Source organism: Labrys wisconsinensis, from assembly GCF_030814995.1.
Classification (GTDB): Bacteria; Pseudomonadota; Alphaproteobacteria; order Rhizobiales; family Labraceae; genus Labrys; species Labrys wisconsinensis.
In genome coordinates this window covers 18,049-42,546 of sequence record NZ_JAUSVX010000014.1, presented here as the reverse complement: position 1 = coordinate 42,546, position 24,498 = coordinate 18,049, and the positions used below count along the sequence as shown (strand labels likewise).

Genomic DNA, 24,498 nt, shown 5'->3' with positions numbered 1-24,498 from the left:
CATTGGCCCGGCCGGCCCGAGCGGCTATCCTTGCCGCAGCGGGCCCGTGCGGGGTTGCGGCCGGCGGGGAGGTCCCGCAGAAGACGTCGAAAGCGAGTTGAGCCATGTCCTTCCTGAAATCCCTGTTCGGCGGCGGCAAGAGCAGTTCCGCCGAGCCCGCGGCCAAGGCCGAGATCGAGCACAAGGGCTTCGTGATCCGGGCCATGCCCTTCAAGGAGAACGGCCAGTTCCAGACCGCCGGCCTCATCGTCAAGGAGATCGACGGCGTGGTGAAGGAGCACAAGTTCATCCGCGCCGATCGCCATGCCTCCCAGGACGAGGCGGTGGAGTTCTCCTTCTCCAAGGGGCGCCAGATCATCGACGAGCAGGGCGACCGGCTCTTCGGCTGAGGCCCCTCGCGCCCCGCCCCGGGGAGGCGAGGTTGTGCCGGCCGGCGGATATGCCTAGAACGGGTGTGGTCCGAGATCCCCGCCCCTTCGCGCCCCCCACGCCATGCCCGCCGAGCCTCCGCCGCGCCCCCGCGCCGGCGCCTTCCGCCATCCCGGCTTCGCCCGCTACTGGCTGTCGCGCTTCCTCGCCAACTTCGCCGTGCAGATCATCAGCATGGCGGTGGGCTGGCAGGTCTACAGCCTGACGCGCGACCCCTACGACCTCGGCATCATCGGCCTGGTGCAGTTCCTGCCGGCCTTCCTCCTGGTGCTGGTGACCGGCGCGGTGGCGGACCGCTTCAACCGACGCCTGGTGATGACGCTCTGCCTCGTGGGCGAGGCCCTGTGCGCCCTCGGCCTGGTGCTGTTCACCGCCACCGGCCAGCACGACGTCATCCTCGTCTTCGCGCTCCTGGTGCTGCTCGGCGTGCTGCGCGCCTTCTTCGGCCCGGCGCAGCAATCGCTGCTGCCCAACCTGGTGCCGTCGGCCGATCTCGCCAACGCCATCGCCTGGAGCACCTCGTCCTGGCAGATCGCCATGGTGGTGGGCCCGGTCGCCGGCGGCCTGCTCTACGGCCTCTCGGCGCTGACCGCCTACGGCACGGCGCTGGTGCTGATCGCCGCCGCGGCGGTGCTGGCGACCATGATCCCCGATCCCGCGCAGAAGAACCGGCGGGAGCCGCCGACGCTCGACGCCATGGTGGCGGGCTTCCGCTACGTCTGGAGCGAGAAGATCGTGCTCGGCGCCATCTCCTTCGACCTCTTCGCCGTGCTGCTCGGCGGGGCCAATGCCCTGCTGCCGGTCTATGCCCAGGACATCCTGGACGTCGGGCCTTGGGGTCTCGGCCTGCTGCGGGCGGCGCCGGGCGTCGGCTCGATCCTGGTCGCGGCGCTGCTGCTGCGCCATCCCATCCGCGACCATGCCGGCGTGTTCATGTTCGCCTGCGTGGCGCTGTTCGGCCTGTTCACCATCGTGTTCGGCGCCTCGGCCATCGTCTGGCTGTCGGTGCTGGCGCTGGCGCTGATGGGCGGCTTCGACATGGTCAGCGTCTATGTGCGCGAGACGCTGATCCAGCTGTGGACGCCGGATGCGGTGCGCGGCCGGGTCAACGCCGTCAACAACGTCTTCGTCGGCGCCTCCAACGAGCTCGGCGAGTTCCGCGCCGGCATGTCGGCTGGCCTGCTCGGCGCCGTGCCGGCGGTGGTCCTGGGCGGCGTCGGCACCATCCTGGTGGCCGCGCTCTGGTGGCGCTGGTTCCCGGAGCTCCGGCGCGCCCGCCATCTCGACGGGCGCGGCTGAGGCAGCCGACCGATCAAAAAAGCTGATGGACGCCATCACGCGGATCTGGTTTTCGAGACGCTCCGTATCCGATAGAGAGAAGAGTGGCGCGGCAGGCCCGCGCTTTCCGCAATCCGCCGCGTCCGCGGTTCATCGCCTGCCCAGCTGCAGGTGGGTGCAGGTCCATGAACAGCAAGGCCATTACGTCCACGCCCGGCTCCTCCGCCAGCGCGCAGGGCACCGTCTACGGCATTCTCGCCGCCATCAGCGTCTCGCACATGCTCAACGACATGATCCAGTCGTTGATCCCGGCGATCTACCCGATGATCAAGGAGAACTTCGCCCTCACCTTCGGCGAGATCGGGCTGATCACCCTGGCCTTCCAGCTCACGGCCTCGCTGCTGCAGCCGCTGGTCGGGCTCTACACCGACTACCGGCCCAAGCCCTATTCGCTGCCGATCGGCATGGGCCTCACCCTGGTCGGCCTGATCCTGCTCGCCTTCGCCGGCAATTTCGCCATGGTGCTGGTGGCGGCGGCGCTGGTGGGCATGGGCTCCTCGGTGTTCCACCCCGAATCCTCGCGCGTCGCCCGCATGGCCTCGGGCGGCCGGCCGGGCCTGGCGCAGTCGGTGTTCCAGGTCGGCGGCAATGTCGGCTCCTCGCTCGGGCCGCTGCTCGCGGCCTTCGTCGTGCTGCCGTTCGGCCAGCACTCCATCGCCGCCTTCTCGGCGATCGCGCTGCTCGCGATCATCATCCTGTGGAACGTCGGCAACTGGTATGCCGGGCACCGGCGCGCCAATGCCGGCAAGCCGCGCGCGGCGATCGTCGATCACGGCATCCCGCGGGCCAAGGTGGTGATCGCCCTGGCGGTGCTGATCGCGCTGATGTTCTCCAAGTTCGTCTACCTCGCCTCGCTGTCGAGCTACTACACCTTCTACCTCATCGACCGCTTCGGCCTCTCCGTGCAGGCGGCGCAGCTGCACCTGTTCATCTATCTCTTCGCGGTGGCGGCCGGCACGGTGCTGGGCGGGCTGATCGGCGACAGGTTCGGCCGCAAATACGTGATCTGGGGCTCGATCCTCGGCGTGCTGCCCTTCACCCTCGCCCTGCCCTACGCCAACCTGTTCTGGACCGGGGTGCTGGCGGTGATCATCGGCTTCATCCTGTCCTCGGCCTTCTCGGCCATCGTGGTGTTCGCCCAGGAGCTGGTGCCGGGCAAGGTCGGCATGATCTCCGGCCTGTTCTTCGGCTTCGCCTTCGGCCTCGGCGGCCTCGGCGCCGCCGTGCTCGGGGAGCTCGCCGACCACACCTCGATCGAGTTCGTCTATTTCGTCTGCTCGTTCCTGCCGGCGATCGGCCTGTTTGCCGTGTTCCTGCCGAACCTCGAGGGACGAACGGTCAAGACCTGAGGCCGGGGCGAGCCCGCCCCGAGCCAGAACAGACCCCCGCACGACCAGCGGGGGCGGAGGAAACCCCGTGACGGACATGGCCGAGCCCCGTGCCGAAGGCGGCGCGTGGCGGCGCGAGATCGCCGCCACCTTCGCGCTCGGCTGGCCGATGATCCTCACCACGCTGATCGAGGTGGCGCTCACCACCACCAACATCATGCTGCTGGGCCGGCTCGGGCCGCAGGCGCTGGCGGCCGGCACGCTGGCGACCAACCTCTACTTCGCCTTCATGATCTTCGGCGTCGGCCTGGTCGCCGCCGTCTCGCCCATGGTCGCGAGCGAGGTCGGGCGCATGCGCCATTCGGTGCGCGACGTGCGCCGCACCGTGCGGCAGGGCCTGTGGACCGCCGGCGTCGTCTCCGTGCCGGCCCTGATCGCCCTGTCGCTCACCGACCCGATCCTGCTGCGGCTCGGGCAGGAGCCGGCCGCGGCGCACGAGGCGGCGCGCTACATGCATGCCCTGCAATGGTCGCTGCCGCCCTTCCTCGGCTACATCGTGCTGCGCTCCTTCGTGGCCGCGCTGGGGCGGCCGCGTCCCGCCGTCTGGGCCGGGGTGGTGGCCATCGCGGTCAACGCGCTCCTCGCCTGGGCGCTGATCTTCGGCCGGCTCGGCGCACCCGGGCTCGGCATCGTCGGCGCAGGCATCGCCACGACGATCGCCACCTGGGCGATGTTCGGCACGCTGGCGCTGGTGATCGCGCTCGACGGACGGCTGCGCCGCTACCATGCCTTCGGCCGGTTCTGGCAGGCGGACTGGCCGCGCTTCCGGGAATTGTGGAGCCTCGGCCTGCCGATCGGCATCACCCTGACCTTCGAGGTGTCGGTGTTCAACGCCGCTGCCTTCCTCATGGGGCTGATCGGAGAGGCCTCCCTCGCCGCCCACGCCATCGCCATCCAGATCTCCTCGGTCTCCTTCATGGTGCCGCTGGGCCTGGCCCAGGCGGCGACGGTGCGGGTGGGCCTGGCCCATGGCGCCGGCGACCGGGAGGGCGCGCGCCGGTCGGGCTGGACGGCCTATGCCATGGGCGTCGGCTTCATGGGCTGCGCGGCCGCCACCATGCTGCTGGCGCCGCGGCTGCTGATCGGCCTGTTCGTCGACCTCGCCGATCCCGCCAATGCCGAGGTGATCACCCTCGCCACGCTGTTCCTGGCCTTCGCCGGCATGTTCCAGATCGTCGACGGCGCGCAGGTGCTGGGCGCCGGCATGCTGCGCGGGCTGCACGACACGCGCGTGCCCATGCTGTTCGCCGCCATCGGCTATTGGGGCATCGCGCTGCCGCTCGCCGTGGTGCTGGCCTTCGTCTTCGATCTCGGCGGCAAGGGCATCTGGATCGGCCTCGCCAGCGGCCTGGCCGCGGTGGCGGTGCTGATGACGCTGCGCTGGATCCGACGCGAACGGCTCGGCCTGGTGCCCGCGGCCTGAGGCGCCTCAGGGCACGCCGAGCTCCGACAGGCGCTGGCGGTAGCTGGCGACGAGGCAGGCATCGTCGCGGCAGGCGTTGCGCCGCGCGGCCCAGCGCTTCTGGTCGGTGGCGAAGAGCTTGCGGTCGGCGTCGCCCAGGGCCGCGGCCTGCTGCCCATAGGCTGCGGCCATGCGGCGATCGAGCCCCGCCAGCAGGGGGCTGGCGCAGATGCGGGCTTCCACCGCGGTGAGATTGCGATTGCAGGGGAAGCTCGGCTGCGTCCGGTCGGCGCTCGCGTCATAGGCCTGCGCCGCAAAGCCGGAGGCGGCGAGACCCAGGCTCGCCAGCCGCTCGCGGTAGCGCGCCTCCAGGCAGGCGGCGTCACCGCCGCAGGCATCGCGCTCCGCGATCCAGCGCAGCTGGACATCGGCGAAACGCTTGCGCTCGGCCCCCGCCAGCGCCCGCCACTGGCCGGTGTAGCTGCTCGCCATGGTGCGGTCGAGGTCGGCCAGCACGGGGCTGGCGCAGATCTGCTGCTCGACGGCGTTGAGACGGCCGTTGCAGGAGAAGCTGGGATTGGCCGGCATCGCCGGCGTAGGGTCGATCGTCAGCGGCCTCTCCTGCGCCGGCGGCTGCAGGGTGACGAGCTGGGGCTCGGCCTGGACTGCGGGCTGGACCTGCGGCTGCGCCTGGATTGCAGGCTGGACCGGCGGCTGCGCCGGCGTCCCCCCGTCGTCCAGGGAGAAGGACCCGATGATCGCCTCGTTCACCCAGGGCGTCTGGCTGCCTTGCGTCGCCGCGTCGACATCCTGGCGCACGGCGCCGAACAGCAGCCGGACGTCGAGGTTCGGCGTCTCGAGATGGGCGAGCAGCGCCTTGGTGAAGGGCGAGTTGCGCCCGTCTCCGTCCCGCGCCACCGACCCGGGGGCGGTGGCGAAGGCGATCAGCGTGCCCTTGGCGGCGGCAGCATCCAGGTCGACCCGCGCCAGCCCGCGCGTGCCGGCGCCGCGCACCAGGGTGCGGGTCAGCGGATTGTCGCGGCAGGAATCGAGGATGACGATGCGCACCCGCGGAGCGGCCCGGTCGACGAGATCGAGCAGCTTGTCGAGCGACAGGGCCTGAGTGTCGAGATCGAGCTCGTCCTCGATCCTGGCCGAGACCGGGATCAGGTAGTTCTTCCCGTTCACCTGCACGCCGTGGCCGGAATAGAAGACCAGCGCGCTGTCGGCCCGGTCGGCATTGCGCAGGAAGGCGCGCAGGCCGTCGTTCATCGCGGCGAGGTCGCCGTCGGTGACCAGCGTCACGGCATAGCCGACCCGGGTCAGGGCCGCGGCCATGTCCTGCGCATCGTTGGCGGGATTGGCCAGTGGCGTGACGCTACGGTAGGCGCCGTTGCCGATCACCAGCGCCGCCTTGCCCGCCGCCTGCGCGGCCCCGGCCGCGACGATCAGGCTCAAGGCGGCCATGACACACCGAAGCCTCGCGCCGAAGGTCATGGTGCTCGCTCTCCCGTTCGCGGCCAGCCTTAGCACCGCCGCCCCGGACTGGGAACGCCCCTGGTTACACCGGGGGCTGTTTCGCTCGTGCAGAGGCGGGACGGCCCGCAGCGTGCGAAGCCGCACGGGCGCGCGTGCAAAACCGCGAAATGCTCGGATCGATTCCACGATCCATTAACTCCGGCATGCGAAGAGGATCGTCCAAGAGGAGCCACGCCATGCGTTTTTCCCAGATCTTCGGCGTGCCGGAGTCCGACAAGCCCGACGAGGCCGCCGGCGTCACCCTCGACGTCATGACCGGCATCGTCGCCGGCATCGCTCTGGTTCTGGCGATCCTGATCCTCGCCGCCTCGCTGAAGCCGGCCCAGGCCGCCCATGGGGCCGAGCCCGTCCGGATCGAGGCGCGCTGACGCACCGTCGCTCGGCCGAAGGCGGAGACATGCGCGCTCTCCGGGTCCGCCCTGCGGGCGGGGCCCGGAAATCGTGTCGAAACCGCTGGAATCGCGGTCGAATCAGGCCATCTTGCTCTTGATCAGGCCGGCGATGATCTGAAGGATGACGCCGCCGGCGCCGCCGCCGACGAGCTGGCCGATGATGGAGCCGACGTCCAGGTTGCCGCTCTGCAGCACCGGGATCAGCGCCGTGAGGATCTGGCCCAGGACGCCGCCGCCGACCGCGCCGGCGACGGTGTTGAGCACGGTTCCCATGTCGAACTGCTTGAGCGCCGCGCCGGAGGCATTGCCGCCGATCGCGCCGCCGACGAGGTTGATCAGGATCTGTTCCATATTTCCACCCCCTTGATGCGGTCCTCGACGTCGCCGTCCGGCCGCTGCGGCGAGCATGGACGCAATTCCGCCCGCTTTCAATCGCGAGTCGTGGAAGTGGCAGCGGCGTCCACCGCCGCGACGCATGGGCATGATCTCGCCGCAATGTTCGGGCGCCCTATGTAGAAGGCGCAGGCCAGCCTGTCCCCCCGGCCTCGCATGCCTTGGAGAGCTTCATGACGCCCTTTGCCAAGTCCACCGTCCTGGCTGCCGCCATGGCCGGCACCATGCTCGCGGCCGTGCCGGCCGCCGAAGCCCGGGTGAAAACGGGAACGCTGGTGTGCAACGTCTCGGCCGGAATCGGCATGATCATCACCTCGAAGAAGGCGATGGCCTGCACCTTCAAGGGCGTGCGCGGCCGCCGCGAGCTCTATGCCGGCACCATCACAAAGTACGGCCTCGACATCGGCGTCACCTCGCAAGGCACCATCGTCTGGGCCGTGTTCGAGCCGACGAGCCATCGCGGCAGCCTCGGCGGCGACTATATCGGCGCGACGGCGGAGGCGACGCTGGTGGCCGGCCTCGGCGCCAATGTGCTGGTCGGCGGCTCGCAGAACTCGGTGGCGCTGCAGCCGCTCTCGGTCTCCGGCCAGACCGGGCTCAACCTCGCGGCCGGCGTCGGCCAGATCTCCCTGCGGCCGATGCGCTGACGCATGGGTTGCGGCGGCGCGGGCGCCGTCAGGCGTCGTCCGGCTCCGGGCGCGCCCAGCGCGCCGCCGCCGCCTCGTCGGCCTCGCGCGCCGCCACCCAGGACGCTCCGTCCGACCGCTCCTCGCGCTTCCAGAACGGGGCGCGCGTCTTCAGATAGTCCATGAGATAGGCCGCCGCCTCGAAGGCCGCCTGGCGGTGGGCCGAGGCGGCGACGACCAGCACGATGGTCTCCCCCGGGACCAGGCGGCCGAAGCGATGGATGACGCTGACGCCCTGCAGCGGCCAGCGCTGGCGCGCCTCGGCCTCGATCCGCTCCAGCTCGGCCTGGGCCATGGCGGGGTAGTGGTCGAGGGTCATGGCGCCGATGCGCGCATCCCCCTCGCCCGCACGGCAGATGCCGGTGAAGGTGACGACGGCGCCGATGTCGGTGCGCCCCGCGGTCAGCGCCGCGATCTCGGCCGCGACGTCGAAATCCTCGCGCTGCAGGCGGACCGTCACCTCATCCCCCGGTCATCGGCGGGAAGAAGGCGATCTCGGTGGCGCCGGCGAGCGGCGCGTCCGGCCTGACGTGCCGGCGGTCGATCGCCGCGCGCACCACCTTGGGATTCTCGAAGGCATGGGCCGAGACCTCGTCCCGCGCCGCCAGCCAGGCCATCAGCTCGCCGACCGTGCCGACGCCCGCGGGGACCTCGACCTCCTCCTCGCCCTGCCCCATCCGCTCGCGCAGCCAGGCAAAATACAGGATCTTCACGCGCCGTCCTCGATCAGGTGCCGCACACCGCTGCGGAAGTAATCATAGCCGGTATAGAGCGTCAGCACAGCCGAAACCCACAGGAGCACCAGGCCGATCACCGTGGTGCCGGGCAGGATCTGCTCGCCCGCCGGCCCGGCCAGCAGGAAGCCGAGCGCGACGAGCTGCGCCGTGGTCTTCCATTTCGCCAGCCAGGTGACGGGCACGGAGACCCGCAGCTCCGCCAGGAACTCGCGCAGGCCCGAGACCAGGATCTCGCGGCACAGGATGATGATCGCCGCCCAGAGCGACCAGCCCGCGATGCTGCCGTCGGCGGCGAGCATCAGCAGGCAGGCGGAGACCAGCAGCTTGTCGGCGATCGGATCGAGCATGCGCCCGAGCGAGGATTGCTGGCCCCAGGCGCGGGCGAGATAGCCGTCGAAATAGTCGGTGACCGCCGCGGCCACGAAGGCGGCGAACGCCACCCAGCGGATCCACAGATCCGTCGGCCAGAACAGGCAGAACACCACCACCGGCACGGCGGCGATGCGGCCATAGGTCAGGATGTTGGGCAGCGAAAGCGGGCTGGCACGGCGCTGGGCCTGAGGTGTCGTCATGGCGCCCAAGGAACATGCGAGGCCGCGCGCCGTCAATATCGCCGAAGGACGCTGGCCGAGCCGTCGCGCCGCAGGCCTCGCCCATCCCCACGGACGAGGCCGGACATTCCGCCGACGCGCCCGAAGCCCCGGCCGACGTTTCAGGATCAGATGAGGCCGATCAGGCGCAGCTCCCGCCTGAGCTCCATCGGCAGCTCGTCGGCGGCCTCGCCCGGGCCGGCGAGATCGGGCGGCGCGTCCTTGGCCTCGAAGTAGCGCCAGCCCTGGAACGGCCCGCGCGGCCGCGGATCGACCGGCACCACCCTCGGATCGAGCAGGATCCCGCAGCGCGAGATGCCCTCGGCATCGACCACGGCCCGGAGGTCGAGGATGGCCTGGCGGCAATTGAGCTCGCCCCGGATCACCCAGTAGAGCGAGCCGCCGTCGAGGATCTCCTCCCGGCGCTTGGGCGTCATGCGGGTGGTGTGGACGTGCTCGCCGGCGGCCGCGACGCGCTCGGCGATCCATTCCTCCAGATCGGCGATCGATTCGGCGCCGACGCACAGCTTGATGAGATGAAGCGCCATGACCAGGTTCCGGACAGCGCCCCCGCTTCCCACGATCGCGCCGGCGGATCAAGCGCCGAGGCCTCAGCAGATGGCGTCGGTCTCGGCGATGACCTGGGTCTCGGCCAGGGCCGCCGCCTCCCATTCCAGCCAGGCGGGGGTCGCCATCACCGCGTCCATATAGGCGCGCACCCCGGGCGGCACCGGCACGCCGTAGCTGTGGAAACGGCTCACGACCGGCGCGTACATGGCGTCGGCATTGCCGAAGGCGCCGAACAGGAAGTCGCCGCCGGCGCCGAAGCGCGTGCGGCAGTCGGTCCACATCGCGACGATCCGGTCGACATTGGCCTCGACGTCGGCGTCGAGGGCGATCGGCGCCGGCGCGCGCTTCATGTTCATGCTGCAGCGGTTGCGCAGCGGCACGAAGCCGGCATGCATCTCGGCGCAGATCGAGCGGGCATGGGCGCGGGCGGCGCGGTCCTGCGGCCACAGGCCCGGCGCGAGCTCTGCCAGATATTCCAGGACAGCGATCGATTCGAACACGACGAGGTCGCCGTCGATCAGGGCCGGCACCCGGCCGTTGGGCGACCGCGCCCGGATCAGCGCCGGGGTCTCGGGCTGGCGCAGCCAGACCATCTCCTCCTCGAAGGGAATGCCGGCGCTCCTGGCGGCCAGCCAGGGCCGCATGGACCAGGAGGAGTAGTTCTTGTTGGCGATGAACAGCTTCACGGCGTCGTTCCCGATGGAGCGCGCACCATGGCCGAGCCCGGCGGCAGGCACAAACGAGAATTGTCGATCGGCCGCATCAGCCGCCGTGATCGCGCCGCGCCGCCGGCCGTTGCGAAGCCGATCGCGCCGCATAAGGTTGGGGCCTCAAGCGTTTTGCGATTTGGCGGAATCGCCAAGCATCGCAAAGACGCGTCGAAACAAGGAGAGAGCAAAGCAGCGTTTCCGTCCAAACGCGCTTTGCTCTAGGGAATCGCCGTCGCAGCCGGGGCCGGGAGATGCTGAACGTCTTCAAGACAGCCGACCTCGTCGCCGCGGGGTGGTTCGCCGCGGTCTGGATCCTCTACGGACTGGCGCTGGAACATCCGCGCCTGGCCAGGCACTCGCTGAACGGGCGCATGGACGCCTTTCGCCGGCGCTGGATGCAGCGGATGATCGAGCGCGAGGTGCGCATCCTCGATTCCACCGTGATGGCCTCGCTGCAGAACGGCACCGCCTTCTTCGCCTCCACGGCCCTGATCGCGCTCGGCGGCAGCCTGTCGCTGCTGCGCTCCTCCGACGAGGCGGTGGCGATCTTCTCCACCCTGCCGCTGTCGGTGGAGACGGTGCGGGAGGCCTGGGAGATGAAGGTGATCGGGCTCAGCATCATCTTCGCCTATGCCTTCTTCAAGTTCGCCTGGGCCTACCGCGTGATGAACTACGTGGCGATCCTGATCGCCGCCACGCCGAACAGCACCGACGGCAGCGACCCGGAGGCGCAGGCGATGGCGGCGCGGGCGGCGGCGATGAACATGGCCGGCGGCGGCCATTTCAACCGGGGACAGCGCGCCTTTTTCCTGGCGCTCGGCTATCTCGGCTGGTTCGTCAGCCCCTATGTGTTCATGGTGTCGACCACGGCGGTGCTCGCCATCATGGTGCGGCGCCAATTCGCGTCGGCGGCGCTGCGCGCCCTCGACGCTTCGAAGGACTGAAATGACCGACCCTGCCGAAATCGAGGAAGCGATCCTGCGCCTGGTGGCCGAGCGCCCGGACAAGACCATCGACCCCGCCGCGGTCGCCCGCGCCGTCGCCGGCGATGGCAGCGAGCAATGGGGGCCGGTGATGCAGCCGCTGCGCCGCGTCGCCGTGCGGCTGGCCAAGGAGGGACGCCTGGTGATCTACCGCAAGGGCCGGCCGGTCGACCCGGACGATTTCAAGGGCGTCTACCGCCTCGGGCCGGCGCGGCTGGACTGAACGCGCCCCTCGCTTGCCGGGGCTACTGCGTGATGCTCGCCGTCATCATCGATTCGCTCGGCCGGGAGGCCTTCTCGAGGAAGGCCTGCCACTCCTTCTCCGAGCCGGCGAAGACGTTGCGGTCGACCTTGCCGGCCACGCCCGGCACGCTGCCGGTGGCGGTGTACTGCCAGAAGGCCCAGCTGCGGCCGCCATAGCGCGCGGACGGGTGCGCCTTCACCGAGCGCACCCAGAAGGGATAGTCGGCGAGCTCGTCCGTCAGCACGTCGCGGTGGAAGTCGATCGTGGTGTAGATGATCGGCTTCTTGCCGTAAAAGGCCTCCATCTCCTGCAGGAACACCCGCATCTCGGCCCGGACCTTGTCGGCGGGCGGGCGGATCTTGCAGGTCGGCGACTGGGGGTTCCACTCCATGTCGAGCACCGGCGGCAGCGAATCCCTGGCGGGCGGCACATGGGTCTTGAACCAGGCGACCTGCTCGGAGGCCGGCCGGCAGAAATAGAAGAAGTGATAGGCGCCGGTCGGGATGCCGGCGGCGCGCGCGCCGTCCCAGTTGGTCTGGAACATCTCGTCGTTGCGATCGCCGCCTTCGGTGGCCTTGAGGTAGGCGAAGCGCACGCCGCCCCTGGCCGCGGCGGCCCAGTCGATCTGGCCCTGGTACTTCGAGACGTCGATGCCGTGGACCGGGAATTCGTGCGGCTCGGCGCCGCCGAGCCCGGCGCCGGCATAGTCGACGCGGGCGCTCTGCATGCCGGCATTCTCGACGCTGGAGCAGCCGGCGAGAGCCAGAAGGGTGGCGAGCACCAGGGCGGGGCGCAGGAGACGTCGTGTCGGGCGCGGCATCCGGACCATCCAGAACGGCAGGCGCCGTTCCCCCGGCGTCCGCTTCATCCATAGCAAATTAATCGCCGAAACTTAACGGCCGCTAACCGGATTTCCGCGGGGACGGGTTTGGGGCGGCGCAGACTGCGAAGCGCCGTGAGCGCAAGCGGGGGCAAGCCATTGTTCCGACGGTGGAATTCGTTCTTTTCGGGTTGGAGGCAACTAGTCTTGGCACAACGCCGGCTTTTCCCCTCCCCCTTGTGGGGAGGGGCTAGGGGTGTGGGTCGTGCGGAATGAGGCGGATCGGCTTGCCAAGGGCGTCCTGTGACCAGCGCAGCGCCATGTCCTGATGGACCCCCACCCCTCGCCCCTCCCCACAAGGGGGAGGGGAAAAGCCGAGGTCGCGCTCGACATTGCAGCCCCAGCCCCCTCTCCGTCCCTCCCTCACGCGTCGAACAACACGAAGGTGCGCACCTCGACGCTGGCCCGGCCCGGCGCGTCGGGCGGGCAGGCGGGGTCTGGGAAGGCCGAGTGCATGGCGCCGCACTGGCCGGGATCGGAGAAGTCGAAGCCGAGGAAGAGCAGCACCTCGTCGGGCCGCATGTCGGCATAGCTGTACCATGCGTGCCGAGGGTTGTAGCGGCAGAGCGACAGCTCGGCCCGGTAGGGCTCGCCGCCCTCGACCTCCTCGATGAAGTCGGCGACGCGCACGTCCTGCGGCGCGAGGGAAGGCCGGGCGCAGACCGCCAGGGGATAGTCGTGCGGCGGCTCGGAGATGGTGCGCCAGCAATTCACCGCCAGCACCCGGCCGTAGCGCCGCTCGCCGGGCGCAGCGTCGACCGACTCGGCCATCAGCCCAGCGGTGTCGGCGAGGCCTGCCTCGCGCCCCAGGGTCTGGTCCCAGGATTCGGAGAGCAGCCGGCGGGCCGAGCCCGCGGTGTAGTCGCAATGCACCCGGGTCACCGGCACCTGGAAGGCGTCCGGCCCGGGCAGGCGCAGGATCGAGGTGTCGGTGATCACCTTGGCGGCGCCGAGGGCCTCGCGGATGACGTCCTGCAGCAGGACGAGATAGGGCCCGTCCCGCTGGGCGGTGTCGCGATAGTCGAACGGCGGCAGCGGCTGGCGGATCAGCACGAAGCCTTCCCGGTCGAGCGACGGCGCGGCGAGCGCCCGGGCATCGCGCATGACGACCGGATGGGACTCGATGACGATGCGCGACTGGCTGGGATCGCTGGTGTGGAACAGCGGCTTGTCGGCCTGCTCGCCGAGATAGTTCATGCGCGCCTCGAAGTCCGGCCGCACCCGCGCCGCGCCGCGCCCGAGCGACGCCGTGTCGGAACCCTGCACCATCTCTCCTCCCACCCACTCCGCGGCCATCCCGGCCGAAACCTCTGCACGCTCAAGCTGTTGGCGGCGACACTTCACGGACGGAGCCGCCTTCGCGCGCAGCCCGTCCGGCCGCGCCCGGCCGCCGCGGTCGAGGATAGGCCGGCAGATCGGCGGCGTCCATGCGGACACCCGGCCGCGGGCCCGTTACGGCAAGGCGCTATAGTTGACTTATTTTATCAAGAATGGAGAATAGCTAGATCACTTTCCCGGCCAGCCCTGCGGGCCCGCATCGAAGAGAGGAATTTTCCATGGGGTCGCTCCTCCAGCGCCTGTCCCGGCTCGCCGCCGCCGCCACCCTCGCCCTGGCCTTCGCCGGCGGCGCCGAGGCCGCCGACAAGGTGGTGCGGGTGGGCTACCAGAAATACGGCACGTTCCTGCTGCTGAAAGCCCGCGGCATCCTGGAGAGGAAGCTGGAGCCGCTCGGCTATTCCGTGACCTGGACCGAGTTCCCCGGCGGGCCGCAGCTCCTGGAGGCGCTCAATGTCGGCGCGCTCGACTTCGGCGTCACCGGCGAGGCGCCGCCGATCTTCGCCCAGGCCGCCGGCGCGCCGCTGGTCTATGTCGCCAACGAGCCGGCCGCGCCGCTGAGCGAGGCGATCCTGGTGCCCAAGGACAGCCCGCTGAAGAGCGTCGCCGACCTGAAGGGCAGGAAGGTCGCGCTGAACAAGGGCTCGAACGTCCACTATCTCCTGGTCAAGGCGCTGGAGAAGGCCGGGCTCGCCTATGGCGACATCACCCCGGTGTTCCTGCCGCCGGCCGATGCCCGCGCCGCCTTCCAGCACGGCGACGTCGACGCCTGGGCGATCTGGGACCCGTTCCAGGCCTCGGCCGAGGTGACGCTGGAAGCCCGCACCCTGACGAGCGGCGAGGGCCTGGTCTCCAACCACCAGTTCTATCTCGGCGAGCAGGCCTTCGTCGCCGGCAACGGCCCGGCCGTGGACGCCATCCTCGCCTCGATCCGCGAGATCGACGCCTGGGCCAAGGGCAATGTCGACCAGGCCGCCGCCGAGCTTGCGCCGGCCGTCGGCATCCCGGTGCCGGTGCTCAAGCTGGCGCTGAGCCGCCAGGCCTGGGACGTCCAGCCGGTCTCGGCGGCGGTGGCGGCCGAGCAGCAGAAGATCGCCGACACCTTCCACGACCTCAAGCTGATCCCCAAGCCCCTGAAGGTCGAGGACGTCGTGCGCGGCAACGGCTCGTGACATCCGCCTGAACCAGCCCGGAGGCCCGCCATGGCTCCCCTCTCCGTCCCGCGCGGCGTCGCGGCGTGGATCCTGCCGGTGACGCTGCTCGTCGCCTGGGAGATCGCCGCCGACACCGGCCTGATCTCGGCGCGCACCCTGCCCGCGCCGAGCGCCGTGGCGCTGGCCTTCCGCCAGGCGCTCTCCGACGGCACGCTGGTGCAGGCCGTGGCGGTCTCGACCGGCCGCGCCCTGCAGGGCCTCGCCATCGGCGGCCTGCTCGGCTTCGGCCTCGGCGTGCTGAACGGGTTGTGGAAGCCGGCCGAGCTCCTGCTCGATTCGACCCTGCAGATGCTGCGCAACGTGCCGCACCTCGCCATCATCCCGCTGGTGATCCTGTGGTTCGGCATCGGCGAGACGGCCAAGGTGTTCCTCGTCACCCTCGGCGTGCTGTTCCCGGTCTACCTCAACACCTATCACGGCGTGCGCACCATCGATCCCGGCCTGCTGGAGATGGCGCGGGTCTATGGCCTCGGCCCCTTCGCCCGCTTCGTCCGGGTGATCCTGCCGGGCGCCCTGCCCTCGATCTTCGTCGGGCTGCGCTACGGCCTCGGCCTGATGTGGCTGACGCTGATCGTCGCCGAGACCATCTCGGCCTCCTCGGGCATCGGCTACATGACCATGAACGCCCGCGAGTTCATGCAGATCGACGTGGTGCTGATGGGCATCCTGATCTACGCCCTGCTCGGCAAGCTCTCCGACGTCATCACCCGGGCGCTGGAGCACGCCACCCTCGCCTGGCATCCGAGCTACGCCGCCTCGCAGGAGACGCCGGCATGACTCTCGCCACCGAGTTCCTCGACGACCCCTTCTTCGGCACCGGCCTGCTCGGCCGGGCCGCCCGCGCCGAGGAGGCCGGCCCGGCCGCGCCGGCCCCGGCCGGCCTGCCGCTCGAGCTCGCCGGCGTCGCCAAGGCCTTCGGCGCACGCCAGGTGCTGCGCGGCCTCGATCTTCGCGTCGAGGCCGGCGCCTTCGTCGCGGTGGTCGGGCGCTCCGGCGGCGGCAAGTCGACGCTGCTGCGCCTGCTGGCCGGCCTGGAGCGGCCGAGCGCCGGCACTGTCGCCATCGACGGCAAGCCGGTCACCGGCATCCCCGCCGCGGCGCGGCTGATGTTCCAGGAGCCGCGGCTGCTGCCCTGGCAGCGCGTCATCGCCAATGTCGGCATCGCCCGCGAGCCGGGCTGGCGGGCCAACGCCTTGGCCGCGCTGGAGGCGGTGGGCCTGGCCGACCGCGCCGAGGACTGGCCGAGCCTGCTCTCCGGCGGCCAGCGCCAGCGCGTCGCCCTCGCCCGGGCGCTGGAGAGCCGCCCGAGCATCCTGCTGCTCGACGAGCCCTTCGGCGCGCTCGACGCCCTCACCCGCCGGGAGATGCATCAGCTCCTCGCCCGGCTGTGGCGCGAGCGCGGCTTCACCGCCGTGCTGATCACCCATGACGTCGACGAGGCGCTGGCGCTGGCCGAGCGGGTGCTGGTGCTGCGCGAGGGCGCCATCGCCCTCGACCTGCCGGTCGCCTCGCCGCGCGAGGCGCACGGCGCCGGCGAGGCCGCTCTCAAGGCCAGGATCCTGGCCGCGGTGTGAGACGGCCGGAGGCCGGCCGCCGTGCCGTCACCACAGCGGCTTGACGCCGTCCTTCTCCGCCTGCACCGCCCGGGCGGTGAGGCTGCCGTCGGCGCCCTTGCTGACGAAGACCGCCACGGCCGCGCCGGGCTTGAGCAGGCTGCGGTCGCCCGGCACGAGCAGGACGATGCGGGTGCCGGGGTCGACCTCGATCTCCTGCGTGCCGCCCTTGTAGCTGAGCTGCAGCACCCGGCCCTGCGGCGCCTTGGCCACGGTGGCGACGGTGGCGTTGGTCATGGTCTGCTTGGGCATGCTCATCGGCCGATGGCCCTCGCCGGTGCCGCGCATCGGCTCGGGGAAGATGTGCACCTCCTGGGCATGCAGCTTGCCGTCCGGCCCCTCGACCGCGGCGGAGCCGACGAAGTCGCCGGCCTTGATGTCGTCGAGCGTGCGGTCGACCACAGCGCCGACCTTGACGTCGGCCGGCAGGGTGACGGTCGTGCTGCTGCCGTCCGCCGCCTTCACCGTCAGCTTGGTGCCGTCGAAGGCCGCGATGGTGCCGCTGACCCGATTGGAGGGCACCTGCGCCGCGGCCGGCGCCGCCGCGCCGAGGGCCAGCGCCAGGCCGAGCGGAAGGAGAAGAGATCGCATGGGAACCTGCCTTGCGGCCGAGCCGCAGCTGAGGGAGGGGGCGGCGAGACCCTAGCCCAGCCCTCCGCTCACGGCTCATCACGATGTCGCGCTCTGACCCGAGACCGCCTATCCATCGGGGCAGGCAGCGCTCGAACGGCTCGTGCACGCTTTGGGCCAAAGTGGGACTTCGTGTTAACCGACGCGCGCGAACCGAAAGGCCGGGACATCCCCATGAGCTGTGAGATTCCGCCTGACCATGAACTCGTCGCGTTTTTTGAGGCCGAGCCCGTGGTGCTGCATCCCGACACACCTTGGGCGTACAACACTCTCGATTTCAGAACCCTCCGGGGTGACATCGAAGTCCGATGTCATATTGTCTCGTCCTACGGGGACATCACGACCTGCCTCATTCTCTCAGGGCGAGAGATTGCGAAGTTCGAACTCCGGGGTGCTGAGGCCTTGCGCCTCGTCGTGAACCAGGACCAGGAGGCGCTGGTCGTGTCCTTCCCGCAGGCCCTGCGCCTTGATAATTTCGCCCTGCAACTCAAGCCACGTGTCTGGGCAGCTTGGGGAAATCGCACCTTCTGACCTGACCGGAACGGATACACCGACCGACAACGGAGCACGCCATGGACGCCACCGCCCTGAAGGCCCTGCAGGCCCCGCTCAAGCAGGCCTATCGCGACGACCCCGGGCAGGCGCTGATCACGCTCCGGGCCAAAGGCGCGGTCGACGACCAGTCGATCGCCTGCAAGGTCGAGACCGGCCGGGCGCTGGCCGTCGCCGGCCTGCATCCGGCCACCGGCGGCACGGGCCTGGAGCTCTGCTCCGGCGACATGCTGCTGGAGGCGCTGGTCGCCTGCGCCGGCGTCACCCTGAAAGCAGTGGCGACCGCCCTCGACTTCAAGCTCGGCCACGCCGCCGTGACGGCCGAAGGCGACCTCGACTTCCGCGGCACGCTCGGCGTCGCCAAGGATGCGCCCGTGGGCTTCCGCGCCATCCGCCTCGCCTTCGACCTCGACACCGACGAGCCGCAGGAGCGGATCGATTCGCTGATCAAGCTGACCGAGCGCTACTGCGTGGTGTTCCAGACGCTGAGCACGCGGCCGGAGCTGTCGGTGACCGCGCGGCGGTGACGGCCGTCAGGACAGATCGTGCAGGTCCTTGCGCAGCGGCGGGCCTACCGTGAACTCGGAGAAGCGCACGGAAAGGCCGGCGCGCTCGGGCGTGCAGCACATCGGCCCGACGAAGCAGCGGCTCGCCTGCGGAAAGGAGCAGAGCCGCACCAGCGGCCAGACCTTGCCGTCCGAGGAGGCCTGGAGGCGCAGCACGCCGGCCTCCACGGTGGCCCGCAGCCGGAAGTCCGCGGCGTCGCCGTCGAGCGCACCGACGGCCCAGTCGGACTGCCCGATCGTCAGCACGCTGGCCAGCAGCGGCCCGCCGTCGGACCATTCGACCCCGGCCTTGACCCAGGTCCGCTCGTCCACCAGCACCATCAGGCCGGCCTGGTCGTAGAGCGCCTCGTAGCGGGCCTGCACCCGCACGCTCGCGGTGAAGCCGCCCTCCGCGTCACAGCCGAAGACATGGCCGGTATGGCGCGTGAAGCCGTAATGCGTCTCGCGCCAGAAATCCGTGGCCGCGTCGGTCACGACGGTGAGCCCGTCCGCCCCCCGGCTCCAGCGCGCCGGCTCGTTCAGCCAGCGGCAGCGATCGAAGGCCGGGCCGGCCTGGTCCTGAGAGCCGGTCATCCCGCCACCACCGGGTTTTCGATCGTGCCCTTGCGCAGCAGCACATTGCCGTAGAAGCCGGTCTCGCCGGTGGCGACGACGGCGAAGGCCTCGGCGGCGCGGCGGTAGAAGACGTGCCGGTCGATCAGCTTCGTCTCGACCGCCGGCGCGACCCGCGCCACCGCCTCGGCGATCTCCGCGTGCATCGGCATCCATTTGCCGGGATCGCCGATCACCTGCATGCCGATGACCGGATCGGGCTCGGACTCGTCGAGCGGCAGCAGCGCGAGCACGGCCCGCAGCACCCGCCGCAGGCCGGCGCCGTCGATGCGGACGAGGCGCCTGGCCACGGTCGTCGCGGGAAAGCTGCCGTCGGCGATGACGATCTCGTCGCCGTGGCCCATGGCCCGCAGGTGCGACAGGAGATCAGGCGGGAGAATGGGATCGAGGCCTATCAGCATGGCATGTCTCCGGTTCACTGGGCGGCACGGGCGGAGGGCAGCGGCGCCTCGGGCGGGATCAGCCCCTCCGCGGCGAGGTCCTGCCACAGCGCCGCGGGGATGGTGACCTCGACCATGTCGAGATTGTCGCCAAGCTCGGCCGGGCTGCGCGCACCGGTGAGCGTCGAGGCGACCGCCGGGTGGGCGGCCGGGAACTGCATCGCCGCGGCGCGCAGCGGCACGCCGTGGCGGCGGCAGGCCGCCTCCAGCGCCAGCGCCCGCTCGACGAGTTCTGTCGGCGCGTCGGCATAGTTGAACTTGGCGCCGGCGCGCGGGTCGGCCAGGATACCGCTGTTGTAGACGCCCGCCGCGAACACGGCGATGTTGCGGGCTTGGCAGAGCGGCAGGAACTCGGCGAGCCCGCTCTGGTCGAGAAGCGTGTAGCGCCCGGCGAGCAGGAAGCAGTCGAAGACGCCGTCCCGCGCGAAGCGGGCCAGCATCTGCCACTGGTTCATGCCGGCGCCGACCGCCTTGATCACGCCCTGGCTCCGCAAGGCGTCGAGCGCCTTGTAGGCACCGGAGAGCGCGGCCTCGTAGTGATCGTCGGGATCGTGGATGTGGAGGATGTCGACGCGGGACAGGTTCAGCCGCGCCAGGCTCTCCTCGACGCTGCGCATCACGCCGTCATAGCTGAAGTCGAATACCGGCCGCTCCGGCGGCGTGCCCTTGTAGTAGGCGTCCTCGCCGTCCGACCGGGCGGGGACGCGCAGCAGACGGCCGACCTTGGTGGCCAGCACGAAATCCTCGCGCGGCTTGCCGGCGAGGAAGGCGCCGAGATGCCGCTCGGAAAGCCCGTTGCCATATTGCGGGGCGGTGTCGAAGAAACGCACGCCCCGGGCCCAGGCCGCATCCAGGGTCGCCGCCGCCTCGTCCGCGGCGACGGGGGAATAGAGCCCTCCGAGGGGGGCGGTGCCGAGGCCGATCTGCGGAATCGGGCAGCCATTGCCGATCAGGCGGGTGGCGGGTTTCATCGTTTTTCTCCGTGGCCGGGGCAAGTTAGCGATGCGAAAAATCGCGTCAATAAAATTCGGATACGAAAAATTTGCTTGAATCTCGAAAAAGAAGCCGCTAGGGATTCTGACATCACGAGCGGCTTAGCGGGTGTCCGCAGATTAAGGGCGCTGCGCTCTCGGCCGTCATGGCCGGGCTCGTCCCGGCCATGACGAACCGCCTCATTGATCCCCGGACGACGCGTTAGGCCGGGATATCGCGAGTGTTTTGATCGTCGAGGTGAAGATTCTCGACGCATGATGATGTTCGTCGCAAGAGATGCGGCGATCACGGTGCTGAACGAAAGTGCAATACCGCCGATCTTCCCTTGCTTTCGGAAGTATCGGGCGAGGATCTATCGCGACAAGAAAAAATCGATTCCTCCATCCATCCAGGAGATCACCGTGAACAGGCGCGAATTTCTCTCGGCCGCGGCAGCGGCCGCCCTCTCGACCACGGCCATGCCGCGCGCCGCTCGGGCGGCGCCCCCCGAGCTCCGGCTCCTGACCTGGGAAGGCTATGCCGACGACCAGTGGGTCAACGAGTTCCAGGCCAAGCACAACGCCACGGTCAAGGTGACCTATACCGGCAGCGTCGACGAGATCTTCGCCAAGCTGCTGGCCTCCAATGGCGAGGATTTCGACGTCATCGCGGTCGAGACCTCGTCCTACAAGCGCCTGGTCGAGCAGAAGCTCCTCAAGCCCCTGCAGCTCGACCGCCTGCCCAACCGCGCCAACCTCGGCCCCACCTTCCAGGCGGTCAAGGCGATCGTCTTCGACGGCAAGACCTATGCCGCGCCCTTCGCCTGGGGCTCGATCCCGCTGATCTACGACAAGAAGGAGTTCCCGACCCCGCCCGACAGCTGGAGCGTGCTCTGGGACGACAAGTACCAGGGCCGCGCCATCGCCATGGACGATGCCACCAATGCCATCGTCACGACGGCGCTGTTTCTCGGCATCAAGGACCCGTTCAACATGAGCGACGCCGATTTCGCGGCGGTGAAGGCCAAGCTGATCGAGCAGAAGAAATACGTGCTCACCTACTATGCCGGCTTCGACGACGGCGTCTCGATCTTCGCCCAGGGCAATGTGGTGCTGATGATGTCGATGGGCGAACCGCAGGTCCCGATGCTGCAGAAGAAGGGCGTCGATGCCGCCCTGGTCATCCCGAAGGAGGGCGCGATCGGCTGGATCGACTGCTGGACGATCAGCGCCGGCGCCCGCGACGACGCGCTCGCCCATGCCTGGATCGACTTCATGCTCGACAAGCGCGTCGGCACCTACATCAGCGAGAAGACCGGCTACGGCAACACCACCAACCTCGAGGCCAACGCCAAGATCGGCCTGACCTATGCCGACCGCCTCGTCTTCCTGGAGGCGCCGGAGGACCAGGCAAAGCGCATCAAGCTGTGGAACGAGATCAAGGCGACCCAGGCGCCATGACGTCCGGGGGGTGAGACCATGAGCCGCGACATCATCCTGCGCCTCGCCGGCGTCAGCAAGGCCTATCGCCAGGTCCAGGTGCTGGAGCCGGTCGACCTCGCCATCCGGGACGGCGAGTTCATCGCCATCCTCGGCCCGTCGGGCTCCGGCAAGACCACCATCCTGCGGATGATCGGCGGCTTCACCGCGCCGAGCAGCGGCCAGATCCTGTTCGAGGGGCGCGACATCGTCGGCGAGCCGACCTTCGAGCGCCCCTTCAACACCGTGTTCCAAGACTATGCGCTCTTCCCGCACATGCGGGTGGCGGAGAATGTCGGCTACGGCCTCCGGGTGCGTGGCCGGCCGAAGGCCGAGATCGCGCGGCGCGTGGCGGAGGTGCTGTCGATCGTCGAGCTCGCCGACAAGGCGCACCGCTACCCCGGCGAGCTCAGCGGCGGCCAGCGCCAACGCGTGGCGCTGGCCCGGGCGATCGTGTGCGAGCCGAAGATCGTGCTGCTCGACGAGCCGCTCGCCGCGCTCGACGCCGGCCTGCGGCGCGCCATGCAGGACTTCCTCAAGGAGCTGCAGCGGCGCATCCACACCACCTTCCTGTTCGTGACACACGACCAGCAGGAGGCGATCGCCATGGCGGACCGGATCGTGGTGATGAACCATGGCCGGATCGAGCAGGTCGGCACGCCCGAGGAGATCTATCTTCGGCCCGCCAGCGAGTTCGTCGCCCGCTTCTTCGGCGACAACAACGTCATCCCCGCCGTGGTCGGCAGCCGGGCCGACGGGCATCGGCAGGTGGAGAGCGCCGTCGGCCGCGTGGCGATCGCCGCCGACGAGCCGGTGGCCGAGGGCGCGCGCATCCATCTCGTGGTGCGTCCGGAGCACATCGAGATCGCCCCGCTGCCGGCCGCCCGGCCGCAGGACGTGGTGGCGCGCGTGCGCTCCGTCACCTTCCTGGGCGCCGTGTCGCAGGTGGTGCTCGAGGCCGGCGAGCCGCAGGCCTTCGCCTTGCGGGCGAGCATGCCGACCGCCAGCCTGCCGGCGCTCAGCGTCGGCGAGACCGTGGCGGCGCGCTGGGATTTGCGACGGGCCAGCCTGCTCGAACGGGACGTGCTGACATCATGACCGCGTCGACGATGACCCTGGATCCCGCCGCGCCGATGTCCCTCGCCTCGACCCGGCGCCACCGCGCCGTCACGGCCGCACTGGCGAAGCTCCTGGTCTACGGCGTTCCGACGGCGCTGATCCTGGTGCCGATGCTCGCCTTCCTGGTCTCCAGCTTCTGGCGCATCGATCACGGCGTGCTCGACCGCAGCCCCACCCTGGAGAACTACCGGACCTTCCTGTCCGACGCGACCTATTGGGGCGTCTATCTCGGCACGCTGCGCCTCGCCGGCCTCGTGGCGCTGTTCGGGCTTCTGGCCGGCTATATCGTCGCCTACCTGATCTGGCGGCTGGAAGGCTCGCTGCGCTACTTCATGCTGCTGTGCAGCGTGATCCCGCTGGCGATGAACTACATCGTCAAGATCTACGCCATGCGCACCATCCTCGGCTTCAACGGCGTTCTCAACACGCTGCTGGTATGGTCCCACGTCCTGACCGCGCCCAGCACCCTGTTCGTGTTCAACCAGACGGCGGTGCTGATCACCATGACCGTCATCTATCTGCCCTTCGCCATCCTGCCGATCTTCCTGTCGCTGGAGCGGATTCCCCCCTCGCTGGTCGAGGCCTCGGCCGACCTCGGCGGCCGGCCCGGCTATACCTTCCGGCATGTGGTGCTGCCGCTCAGCCTGCCGGGCTCGATCGTCGGCGGCCTGTTCGTCATGGTGCTCGCCCTCGGCGACTTCCTCACGCCGCAGATGGTCGGCGGCAGCCAGGGCTTCACCTTCGGCCGCGCCATCTGGAGCCAGTTCGGCATGGCGTTCGACTGGCCGTTCGGCGCCGCCCTCGCCGTGATGCTGCTCATGGCGATCGTGATCATCCTGGCCGTGGCCGGCCTGCTCAACCGCCGGGGACGCGCGTCATGACCCGCACCGAGCGTATCACCCTCGGCGTGCTCTGGCTGTTCGCCGGCTTCGTCTTCCTGCTGCTCTACGGGCCGGCGCTGCTGGTCGTGGTCCTGTCCTTCTTCGACATCCAGCGCGGAAGCGTGGTCTGGACCAGCTTCTCGTTCCAGCATTACGCCGCGCTGGCGCAGAACCGCTCGATCCTGTCGGCCCTCGGCAACACGCTGCTCGTGGCCGGCGGCTCGGTCACGTCAGCCATGGCGCTCGCGCTGGCCATCGCCTGGTACATGCGCACCGGCGAGCGGCGCGGCCGGGCCTATGTCGAGCTGGTGATCTTCCTGCCCTTCGTGCTGCCGGCGATCGTCACCGGCATCTCGCTGCTCATCACCTTCCGCCAGCTCGGCGTCGAGCGCAGCCTGTTCACCGTCGCCGTCGGCCATGTCGCCATCGTCATCAGCATCATCTACCGCCTGGTGATGGTGCGGCTGGAGGCGCTGCCGACCTCGCAGCTCGAAGCCTCGGCCGACCTCGGCGCCCGGCCGTTCACGACCTTCCGCCTGGTCGTGCTGCCGCAGCTCGCCTCGGCGATGATCACCAGCGCCCTGCTCGCCCTGACCATCAGCCTCGACGAGACGCTGGTGACCTTCTTCCTGGCGGGCGGCGACCCCACCCTGCCGCTCCGGCTCTGGGCGATGATGCGCGTCGGATTTTCCTCCGAAATCAATGCCCTGGTGTCGATCGTCTTGTTGATCACCACGATCGCTGCCAGCATTGGTGCCTTGCTGCTGCGCCGCAGCTTCGCGACGCGCCAGGCGTGAGCACGAGG

General features: G+C 69.9%; 31 protein-coding genes. 18 read left to right on the top strand and 13 right to left on the bottom strand.

Annotated elements, in window-relative coordinates; translation table 11 throughout:
• Positions 1–104 precede the first annotated feature (104 nt).
• The 4 genes from QO011_RS29620 (at position 105) to QO011_RS29605 (ending at position 4,578) form a co-directional block, all read left to right on the top strand.
• Positions 105–389: an HlyU family transcriptional regulator gene (locus QO011_RS29620; RefSeq protein ID WP_307280456.1), complete on the top strand. Its 285-nt coding sequence runs from the start codon at positions 105–107 to the stop codon at positions 387–389.
• A 103-nt stretch (positions 390–492) separates the two neighbouring features.
• Positions 493–1,728 (top strand): MFS transporter, encoded by a 1,236-nt coding sequence (locus QO011_RS29615; protein WP_307280454.1) that lies wholly within the window; start codon positions 493–495, stop codon positions 1,726–1,728.
• A 164-nt stretch (positions 1,729–1,892) separates the two neighbouring features.
• Positions 1,893–3,116: an MFS transporter gene (locus tag QO011_RS29610; protein WP_307280451.1), complete on the top strand. Its 1,224-nt coding sequence runs from the start codon at positions 1,893–1,895 to the stop codon at positions 3,114–3,116.
• A gap of 76 nt (positions 3,117–3,192) precedes the next feature.
• Positions 3,193–4,578 carry an MATE family efflux transporter gene (locus QO011_RS29605; RefSeq protein WP_307280881.1) on the top strand — a complete coding sequence of 462 codons (1,386 nt, stop codon included), beginning with the start codon at positions 3,193–3,195 and terminating at the stop codon, positions 4,576–4,578.
• Between the two features lie 6 nt (positions 4,579–4,584).
• On the opposite strand, the gene QO011_RS29600 is transcribed toward QO011_RS29605, so the two are convergent.
• Positions 4,585–6,024, bottom strand: coding sequence for a caspase family protein (locus QO011_RS29600; RefSeq protein WP_307280449.1), 1,440 nt, complete (start codon positions 6,022–6,024; stop codon positions 4,585–4,587).
• A 248-nt stretch (positions 6,025–6,272) separates the two neighbouring features.
• Here QO011_RS29600 and QO011_RS29595 point away from each other — a divergent pair, with 248 nt between their 5' ends.
• Positions 6,273–6,464 carry a hypothetical protein gene (locus tag QO011_RS29595; protein ID WP_307280447.1) on the top strand — a complete coding sequence of 64 codons (192 nt, stop codon included), beginning with the start codon at positions 6,273–6,275 and terminating at the stop codon, positions 6,462–6,464.
• A 102-nt stretch (positions 6,465–6,566) separates the two neighbouring features.
• On the opposite strand, the gene QO011_RS29590 is transcribed toward QO011_RS29595, so the two are convergent.
• Positions 6,567–6,839, bottom strand: a complete 273-nt coding sequence (locus tag QO011_RS29590; protein ID WP_307280445.1) for a hypothetical protein — start codon at positions 6,837–6,839, stop codon at positions 6,567–6,569.
• Between the two features lie 215 nt (positions 6,840–7,054).
• Between QO011_RS29590 and QO011_RS29585 the strand changes: the two genes are divergently transcribed.
• Positions 7,055–7,528 carry a DUF992 domain-containing protein gene (locus QO011_RS29585; protein WP_307280442.1) on the top strand — a complete coding sequence of 158 codons (474 nt, stop codon included), beginning with the start codon at positions 7,055–7,057 and terminating at the stop codon, positions 7,526–7,528.
• Between the two features lie 28 nt (positions 7,529–7,556).
• Here the strand turns inward: QO011_RS29585 and QO011_RS29580 are convergent, their stop codons facing one another.
• The 5 genes from QO011_RS29580 to QO011_RS29560 form a co-directional block, all read right to left on the bottom strand.
• Positions 7,557–8,027: a molybdenum cofactor biosynthesis protein MoaE gene (locus QO011_RS29580; protein WP_307280439.1), complete on the bottom strand. Its 471-nt coding sequence runs from the start codon at positions 8,025–8,027 to the stop codon at positions 7,557–7,559.
• A 1-nt stretch (position 8,028) separates the two neighbouring features.
• A complete protein-coding gene (moaD, locus tag QO011_RS29575; protein WP_307280437.1) occupies positions 8,029–8,280 on the bottom strand; it encodes a molybdopterin converting factor subunit 1 in 252 nt (83 codons plus the stop codon).
• Positions 8,277–8,876, bottom strand: coding sequence for a CDP-diacylglycerol--glycerol-3-phosphate 3-phosphatidyltransferase (gene pgsA / locus QO011_RS29570; RefSeq protein WP_307280436.1), 600 nt, complete (start codon positions 8,874–8,876; stop codon positions 8,277–8,279). The genes moaD and pgsA overlap by 4 nt, the downstream gene beginning before the upstream one ends.
• Before the next feature lie 146 nt (positions 8,877–9,022).
• Entirely contained in the window at positions 9,023–9,442 is a 420-nt protein-coding gene (locus tag QO011_RS29565; RefSeq protein WP_307280433.1) for a DUF1489 family protein, read from the bottom strand.
• Positions 9,443–9,505: 63 nt separating this feature from the next.
• Positions 9,506–10,150 (bottom strand): glutathione S-transferase family protein, encoded by a 645-nt coding sequence (locus tag QO011_RS29560; protein WP_307280432.1) that lies wholly within the window; start codon positions 10,148–10,150, stop codon positions 9,506–9,508.
• Between the two features lie 27 nt (positions 10,151–10,177).
• Between QO011_RS29560 and QO011_RS29555 the strand changes: the two genes are divergently transcribed.
• From QO011_RS29555 to QO011_RS29545, 3 genes are read left to right on the top strand one after another with little or no spacing between them, the layout of a single operon-like run.
• Positions 10,178–10,396 carry a hypothetical protein gene (locus QO011_RS29555; RefSeq protein WP_307280431.1) on the top strand — a complete coding sequence of 73 codons (219 nt, stop codon included), beginning with the start codon at positions 10,178–10,180 and terminating at the stop codon, positions 10,394–10,396.
• A 29-nt stretch (positions 10,397–10,425) separates the two neighbouring features.
• Positions 10,426–11,118, top strand: coding sequence for a DUF599 domain-containing protein (locus QO011_RS29550; RefSeq protein ID WP_307280428.1), 693 nt, complete (start codon positions 10,426–10,428; stop codon positions 11,116–11,118).
• A 1-nt stretch (position 11,119) separates the two neighbouring features.
• Positions 11,120–11,380 carry a DUF3253 domain-containing protein gene (locus QO011_RS29545; protein WP_307280426.1) on the top strand — a complete coding sequence of 87 codons (261 nt, stop codon included), beginning with the start codon at positions 11,120–11,122 and terminating at the stop codon, positions 11,378–11,380.
• A gap of 22 nt (positions 11,381–11,402) precedes the next feature.
• Here QO011_RS29545 and QO011_RS29540 read toward each other — a convergent pair whose 3' ends face one another.
• Positions 11,403–12,221, bottom strand: a complete 819-nt coding sequence (locus QO011_RS29540; RefSeq protein WP_307280424.1) for a glycoside hydrolase family 25 protein — start codon at positions 12,219–12,221, stop codon at positions 11,403–11,405.
• A gap of 423 nt (positions 12,222–12,644) precedes the next feature.
• A complete protein-coding gene (locus QO011_RS29535; RefSeq protein WP_307280422.1) occupies positions 12,645–13,550 on the bottom strand; it encodes a CmcJ/NvfI family oxidoreductase in 906 nt (301 codons plus the stop codon).
• A 287-nt stretch (positions 13,551–13,837) separates the two neighbouring features.
• Between QO011_RS29535 and QO011_RS29530 the strand changes: the two genes are divergently transcribed.
• The 3 genes from QO011_RS29530 to QO011_RS29520 are packed head-to-tail and all read left to right on the top strand — an operon-like array spanning position 13,838 to position 16,404.
• Positions 13,838–14,788, top strand: coding sequence for a sulfonate ABC transporter substrate-binding protein (locus QO011_RS29530; protein ID WP_307280419.1), 951 nt, complete (start codon positions 13,838–13,840; stop codon positions 14,786–14,788).
• Positions 14,789–14,818: 30 nt separating this feature from the next.
• Positions 14,819–15,607, top strand: coding sequence for an ABC transporter permease subunit (locus QO011_RS29525; RefSeq protein ID WP_307280416.1), 789 nt, complete (start codon positions 14,819–14,821; stop codon positions 15,605–15,607).
• Positions 15,604–16,404 carry an ATP-binding cassette domain-containing protein gene (locus QO011_RS29520; RefSeq protein ID WP_307280413.1) on the top strand — a complete coding sequence of 267 codons (801 nt, stop codon included), beginning with the start codon at positions 15,604–15,606 and terminating at the stop codon, positions 16,402–16,404. The genes QO011_RS29525 and QO011_RS29520 overlap by 4 nt, the downstream gene beginning before the upstream one ends.
• A gap of 27 nt (positions 16,405–16,431) precedes the next feature.
• Here QO011_RS29520 and QO011_RS29515 read toward each other — a convergent pair whose 3' ends face one another.
• Positions 16,432–17,034 carry a hypothetical protein gene (locus tag QO011_RS29515; protein WP_307280411.1) on the bottom strand — a complete coding sequence of 201 codons (603 nt, stop codon included), beginning with the start codon at positions 17,032–17,034 and terminating at the stop codon, positions 16,432–16,434.
• Between the two features lie 213 nt (positions 17,035–17,247).
• Here QO011_RS29515 and QO011_RS29510 point away from each other — a divergent pair, with 213 nt between their 5' ends.
• Positions 17,248–17,604 carry a hypothetical protein gene (locus QO011_RS29510; RefSeq protein WP_307280409.1) on the top strand — a complete coding sequence of 119 codons (357 nt, stop codon included), beginning with the start codon at positions 17,248–17,250 and terminating at the stop codon, positions 17,602–17,604.
• 41 nt (positions 17,605–17,645) lie between these two features.
• Positions 17,646–18,152 carry an OsmC family protein gene (locus tag QO011_RS29505; protein WP_307280407.1) on the top strand — a complete coding sequence of 169 codons (507 nt, stop codon included), beginning with the start codon at positions 17,646–17,648 and terminating at the stop codon, positions 18,150–18,152.
• Between the two features lie 6 nt (positions 18,153–18,158).
• Here the strand turns inward: QO011_RS29505 and QO011_RS29500 are convergent, their stop codons facing one another.
• Genes QO011_RS29500 through QO011_RS29490 form a run of 3 tightly spaced genes read right to left on the bottom strand, consistent with a single transcriptional unit; the run spans position 18,159 to position 20,214 of the window.
• Entirely contained in the window at positions 18,159–18,764 is a 606-nt protein-coding gene (locus QO011_RS29500; RefSeq protein ID WP_307280405.1) for a DUF1349 domain-containing protein, read from the bottom strand.
• Complete coding sequence (locus tag QO011_RS29495) at positions 18,761–19,204, bottom strand: RbsD/FucU family protein (RefSeq protein WP_307280402.1); 444 nt, start codon at positions 19,202–19,204, stop codon at positions 18,761–18,763. The genes QO011_RS29500 and QO011_RS29495 overlap by 4 nt, the downstream gene beginning before the upstream one ends.
• Before the next feature lie 14 nt (positions 19,205–19,218).
• Positions 19,219–20,214, bottom strand: a complete 996-nt coding sequence (locus tag QO011_RS29490; RefSeq protein WP_307280398.1) for an aldo/keto reductase — start codon at positions 20,212–20,214, stop codon at positions 19,219–19,221.
• Between the two features lie 423 nt (positions 20,215–20,637).
• On the opposite strand from QO011_RS29490, the gene QO011_RS29485 reads away from it, so the two are divergent.
• Genes QO011_RS29485 through QO011_RS29470 form a run of 4 tightly spaced genes read left to right on the top strand, consistent with a single transcriptional unit; the run spans position 20,638 to position 24,490 of the window.
• The gene (locus QO011_RS29485; RefSeq protein ID WP_307280395.1) at positions 20,638–21,675 is read left to right on the top strand and encodes an extracellular solute-binding protein; all 1,038 of its coding nucleotides are present in this window, start codon (positions 20,638–20,640) and stop codon (positions 21,673–21,675) included.
• A gap of 18 nt (positions 21,676–21,693) precedes the next feature.
• The gene (locus QO011_RS29480) at positions 21,694–22,791 is read left to right on the top strand and encodes an ABC transporter ATP-binding protein (RefSeq protein WP_307280393.1); all 1,098 of its coding nucleotides are present in this window, start codon (positions 21,694–21,696) and stop codon (positions 22,789–22,791) included.
• Positions 22,788–23,693 carry an ABC transporter permease gene (locus QO011_RS29475; RefSeq protein WP_307280391.1) on the top strand — a complete coding sequence of 302 codons (906 nt, stop codon included), beginning with the start codon at positions 22,788–22,790 and terminating at the stop codon, positions 23,691–23,693. Before QO011_RS29480 ends, QO011_RS29475 begins: the two co-directional genes overlap by 4 nt.
• A complete protein-coding gene (locus QO011_RS29470) occupies positions 23,690–24,490 on the top strand; it encodes an ABC transporter permease (protein WP_307280386.1) in 801 nt (266 codons plus the stop codon). Before QO011_RS29475 ends, QO011_RS29470 begins: the two co-directional genes overlap by 4 nt.
• Positions 24,491–24,498: the final 8 nt, after the last annotated feature.

Excerpts from the sequence above, each read along its gene's own strand:
- pgsA (WP_307280436.1), bottom strand. The coding sequence starts at position 8,876 with ATGACGACACCTCAGGCCCAGCGCCGTGCCAGCCCGCTTTCGCTGCCC.
- QO011_RS29515 (WP_307280411.1), bottom strand. The coding sequence starts at position 17,034 with ATGCGATCTCTTCTCCTTCCGCTCGGCCTGGCGCTGGCCCTCGGCGCG.
- QO011_RS29585 (WP_307280442.1), top strand. The coding sequence starts at position 7,055 with ATGACGCCCTTTGCCAAGTCCACCGTCCTGGCTGCCGCCATGGCCGGC.
- QO011_RS29550 (WP_307280428.1), top strand. The coding sequence starts at position 10,426 with ATGCTGAACGTCTTCAAGACAGCCGACCTCGTCGCCGCGGGGTGGTTC.
- QO011_RS29620 (WP_307280456.1), top strand. The coding sequence starts at position 105 with ATGTCCTTCCTGAAATCCCTGTTCGGCGGCGGCAAGAGCAGTTCCGCC.
- QO011_RS29480 (WP_307280393.1), top strand. The coding sequence starts at position 21,694 with ATGAGCCGCGACATCATCCTGCGCCTCGCCGGCGTCAGCAAGGCCTAT.
- QO011_RS29530 (WP_307280419.1), top strand. The coding sequence starts at position 13,838 with ATGGGGTCGCTCCTCCAGCGCCTGTCCCGGCTCGCCGCCGCCGCCACC.
- QO011_RS29545 (WP_307280426.1), top strand. The coding sequence starts at position 11,120 with ATGACCGACCCTGCCGAAATCGAGGAAGCGATCCTGCGCCTGGTGGCC.
- QO011_RS29610 (WP_307280451.1), top strand. The coding sequence starts at position 1,893 with ATGAACAGCAAGGCCATTACGTCCACGCCCGGCTCCTCCGCCAGCGCG.
- QO011_RS29500 (WP_307280405.1), bottom strand. The coding sequence starts at position 18,764 with ATGACCGGCTCTCAGGACCAGGCCGGCCCGGCCTTCGATCGCTGCCGC.
- QO011_RS29520 (WP_307280413.1), top strand. The coding sequence starts at position 15,604 with ATGACTCTCGCCACCGAGTTCCTCGACGACCCCTTCTTCGGCACCGGC.
- QO011_RS29540 (WP_307280424.1), bottom strand. The coding sequence starts at position 12,221 with ATGCCGCGCCCGACACGACGTCTCCTGCGCCCCGCCCTGGTGCTCGCC.
- QO011_RS29555 (WP_307280431.1), top strand. The coding sequence starts at position 10,178 with ATGGCCGAGCCCGGCGGCAGGCACAAACGAGAATTGTCGATCGGCCGC.
- QO011_RS29490 (WP_307280398.1), bottom strand. The coding sequence starts at position 20,214 with ATGAAACCCGCCACCCGCCTGATCGGCAATGGCTGCCCGATTCCGCAG.
- QO011_RS29605 (WP_307280881.1), top strand. The coding sequence starts at position 3,193 with ATGGCCGAGCCCCGTGCCGAAGGCGGCGCGTGGCGGCGCGAGATCGCC.
- QO011_RS29600 (WP_307280449.1), bottom strand. The coding sequence starts at position 6,024 with ATGGCCGCCTTGAGCCTGATCGTCGCGGCCGGGGCCGCGCAGGCGGCG.
- QO011_RS29495 (WP_307280402.1), bottom strand. The coding sequence starts at position 19,204 with ATGCTGATAGGCCTCGATCCCATTCTCCCGCCTGATCTCCTGTCGCAC.
- QO011_RS29615 (WP_307280454.1), top strand. The coding sequence starts at position 493 with ATGCCCGCCGAGCCTCCGCCGCGCCCCCGCGCCGGCGCCTTCCGCCAT.
- QO011_RS29510 (WP_307280409.1), top strand. The coding sequence starts at position 17,248 with ATGAGCTGTGAGATTCCGCCTGACCATGAACTCGTCGCGTTTTTTGAG.
- QO011_RS29535 (WP_307280422.1), bottom strand. The coding sequence starts at position 13,550 with ATGGTGCAGGGTTCCGACACGGCGTCGCTCGGGCGCGGCGCGGCGCGG.
- QO011_RS29475 (WP_307280391.1), top strand. The coding sequence starts at position 22,788 with ATGACCGCGTCGACGATGACCCTGGATCCCGCCGCGCCGATGTCCCTC.
- QO011_RS29525 (WP_307280416.1), top strand. The coding sequence starts at position 14,819 with ATGGCTCCCCTCTCCGTCCCGCGCGGCGTCGCGGCGTGGATCCTGCCG.
- QO011_RS29470 (WP_307280386.1), top strand. The coding sequence starts at position 23,690 with ATGACCCGCACCGAGCGTATCACCCTCGGCGTGCTCTGGCTGTTCGCC.
- QO011_RS29590 (WP_307280445.1), bottom strand. The coding sequence starts at position 6,839 with ATGGAACAGATCCTGATCAACCTCGTCGGCGGCGCGATCGGCGGCAAT.
- QO011_RS29595 (WP_307280447.1), top strand. The coding sequence starts at position 6,273 with ATGCGTTTTTCCCAGATCTTCGGCGTGCCGGAGTCCGACAAGCCCGAC.
- QO011_RS29565 (WP_307280433.1), bottom strand. The coding sequence starts at position 9,442 with ATGGCGCTTCATCTCATCAAGCTGTGCGTCGGCGCCGAATCGATCGCC.
- QO011_RS29505 (WP_307280407.1), top strand. The coding sequence starts at position 17,646 with ATGGACGCCACCGCCCTGAAGGCCCTGCAGGCCCCGCTCAAGCAGGCC.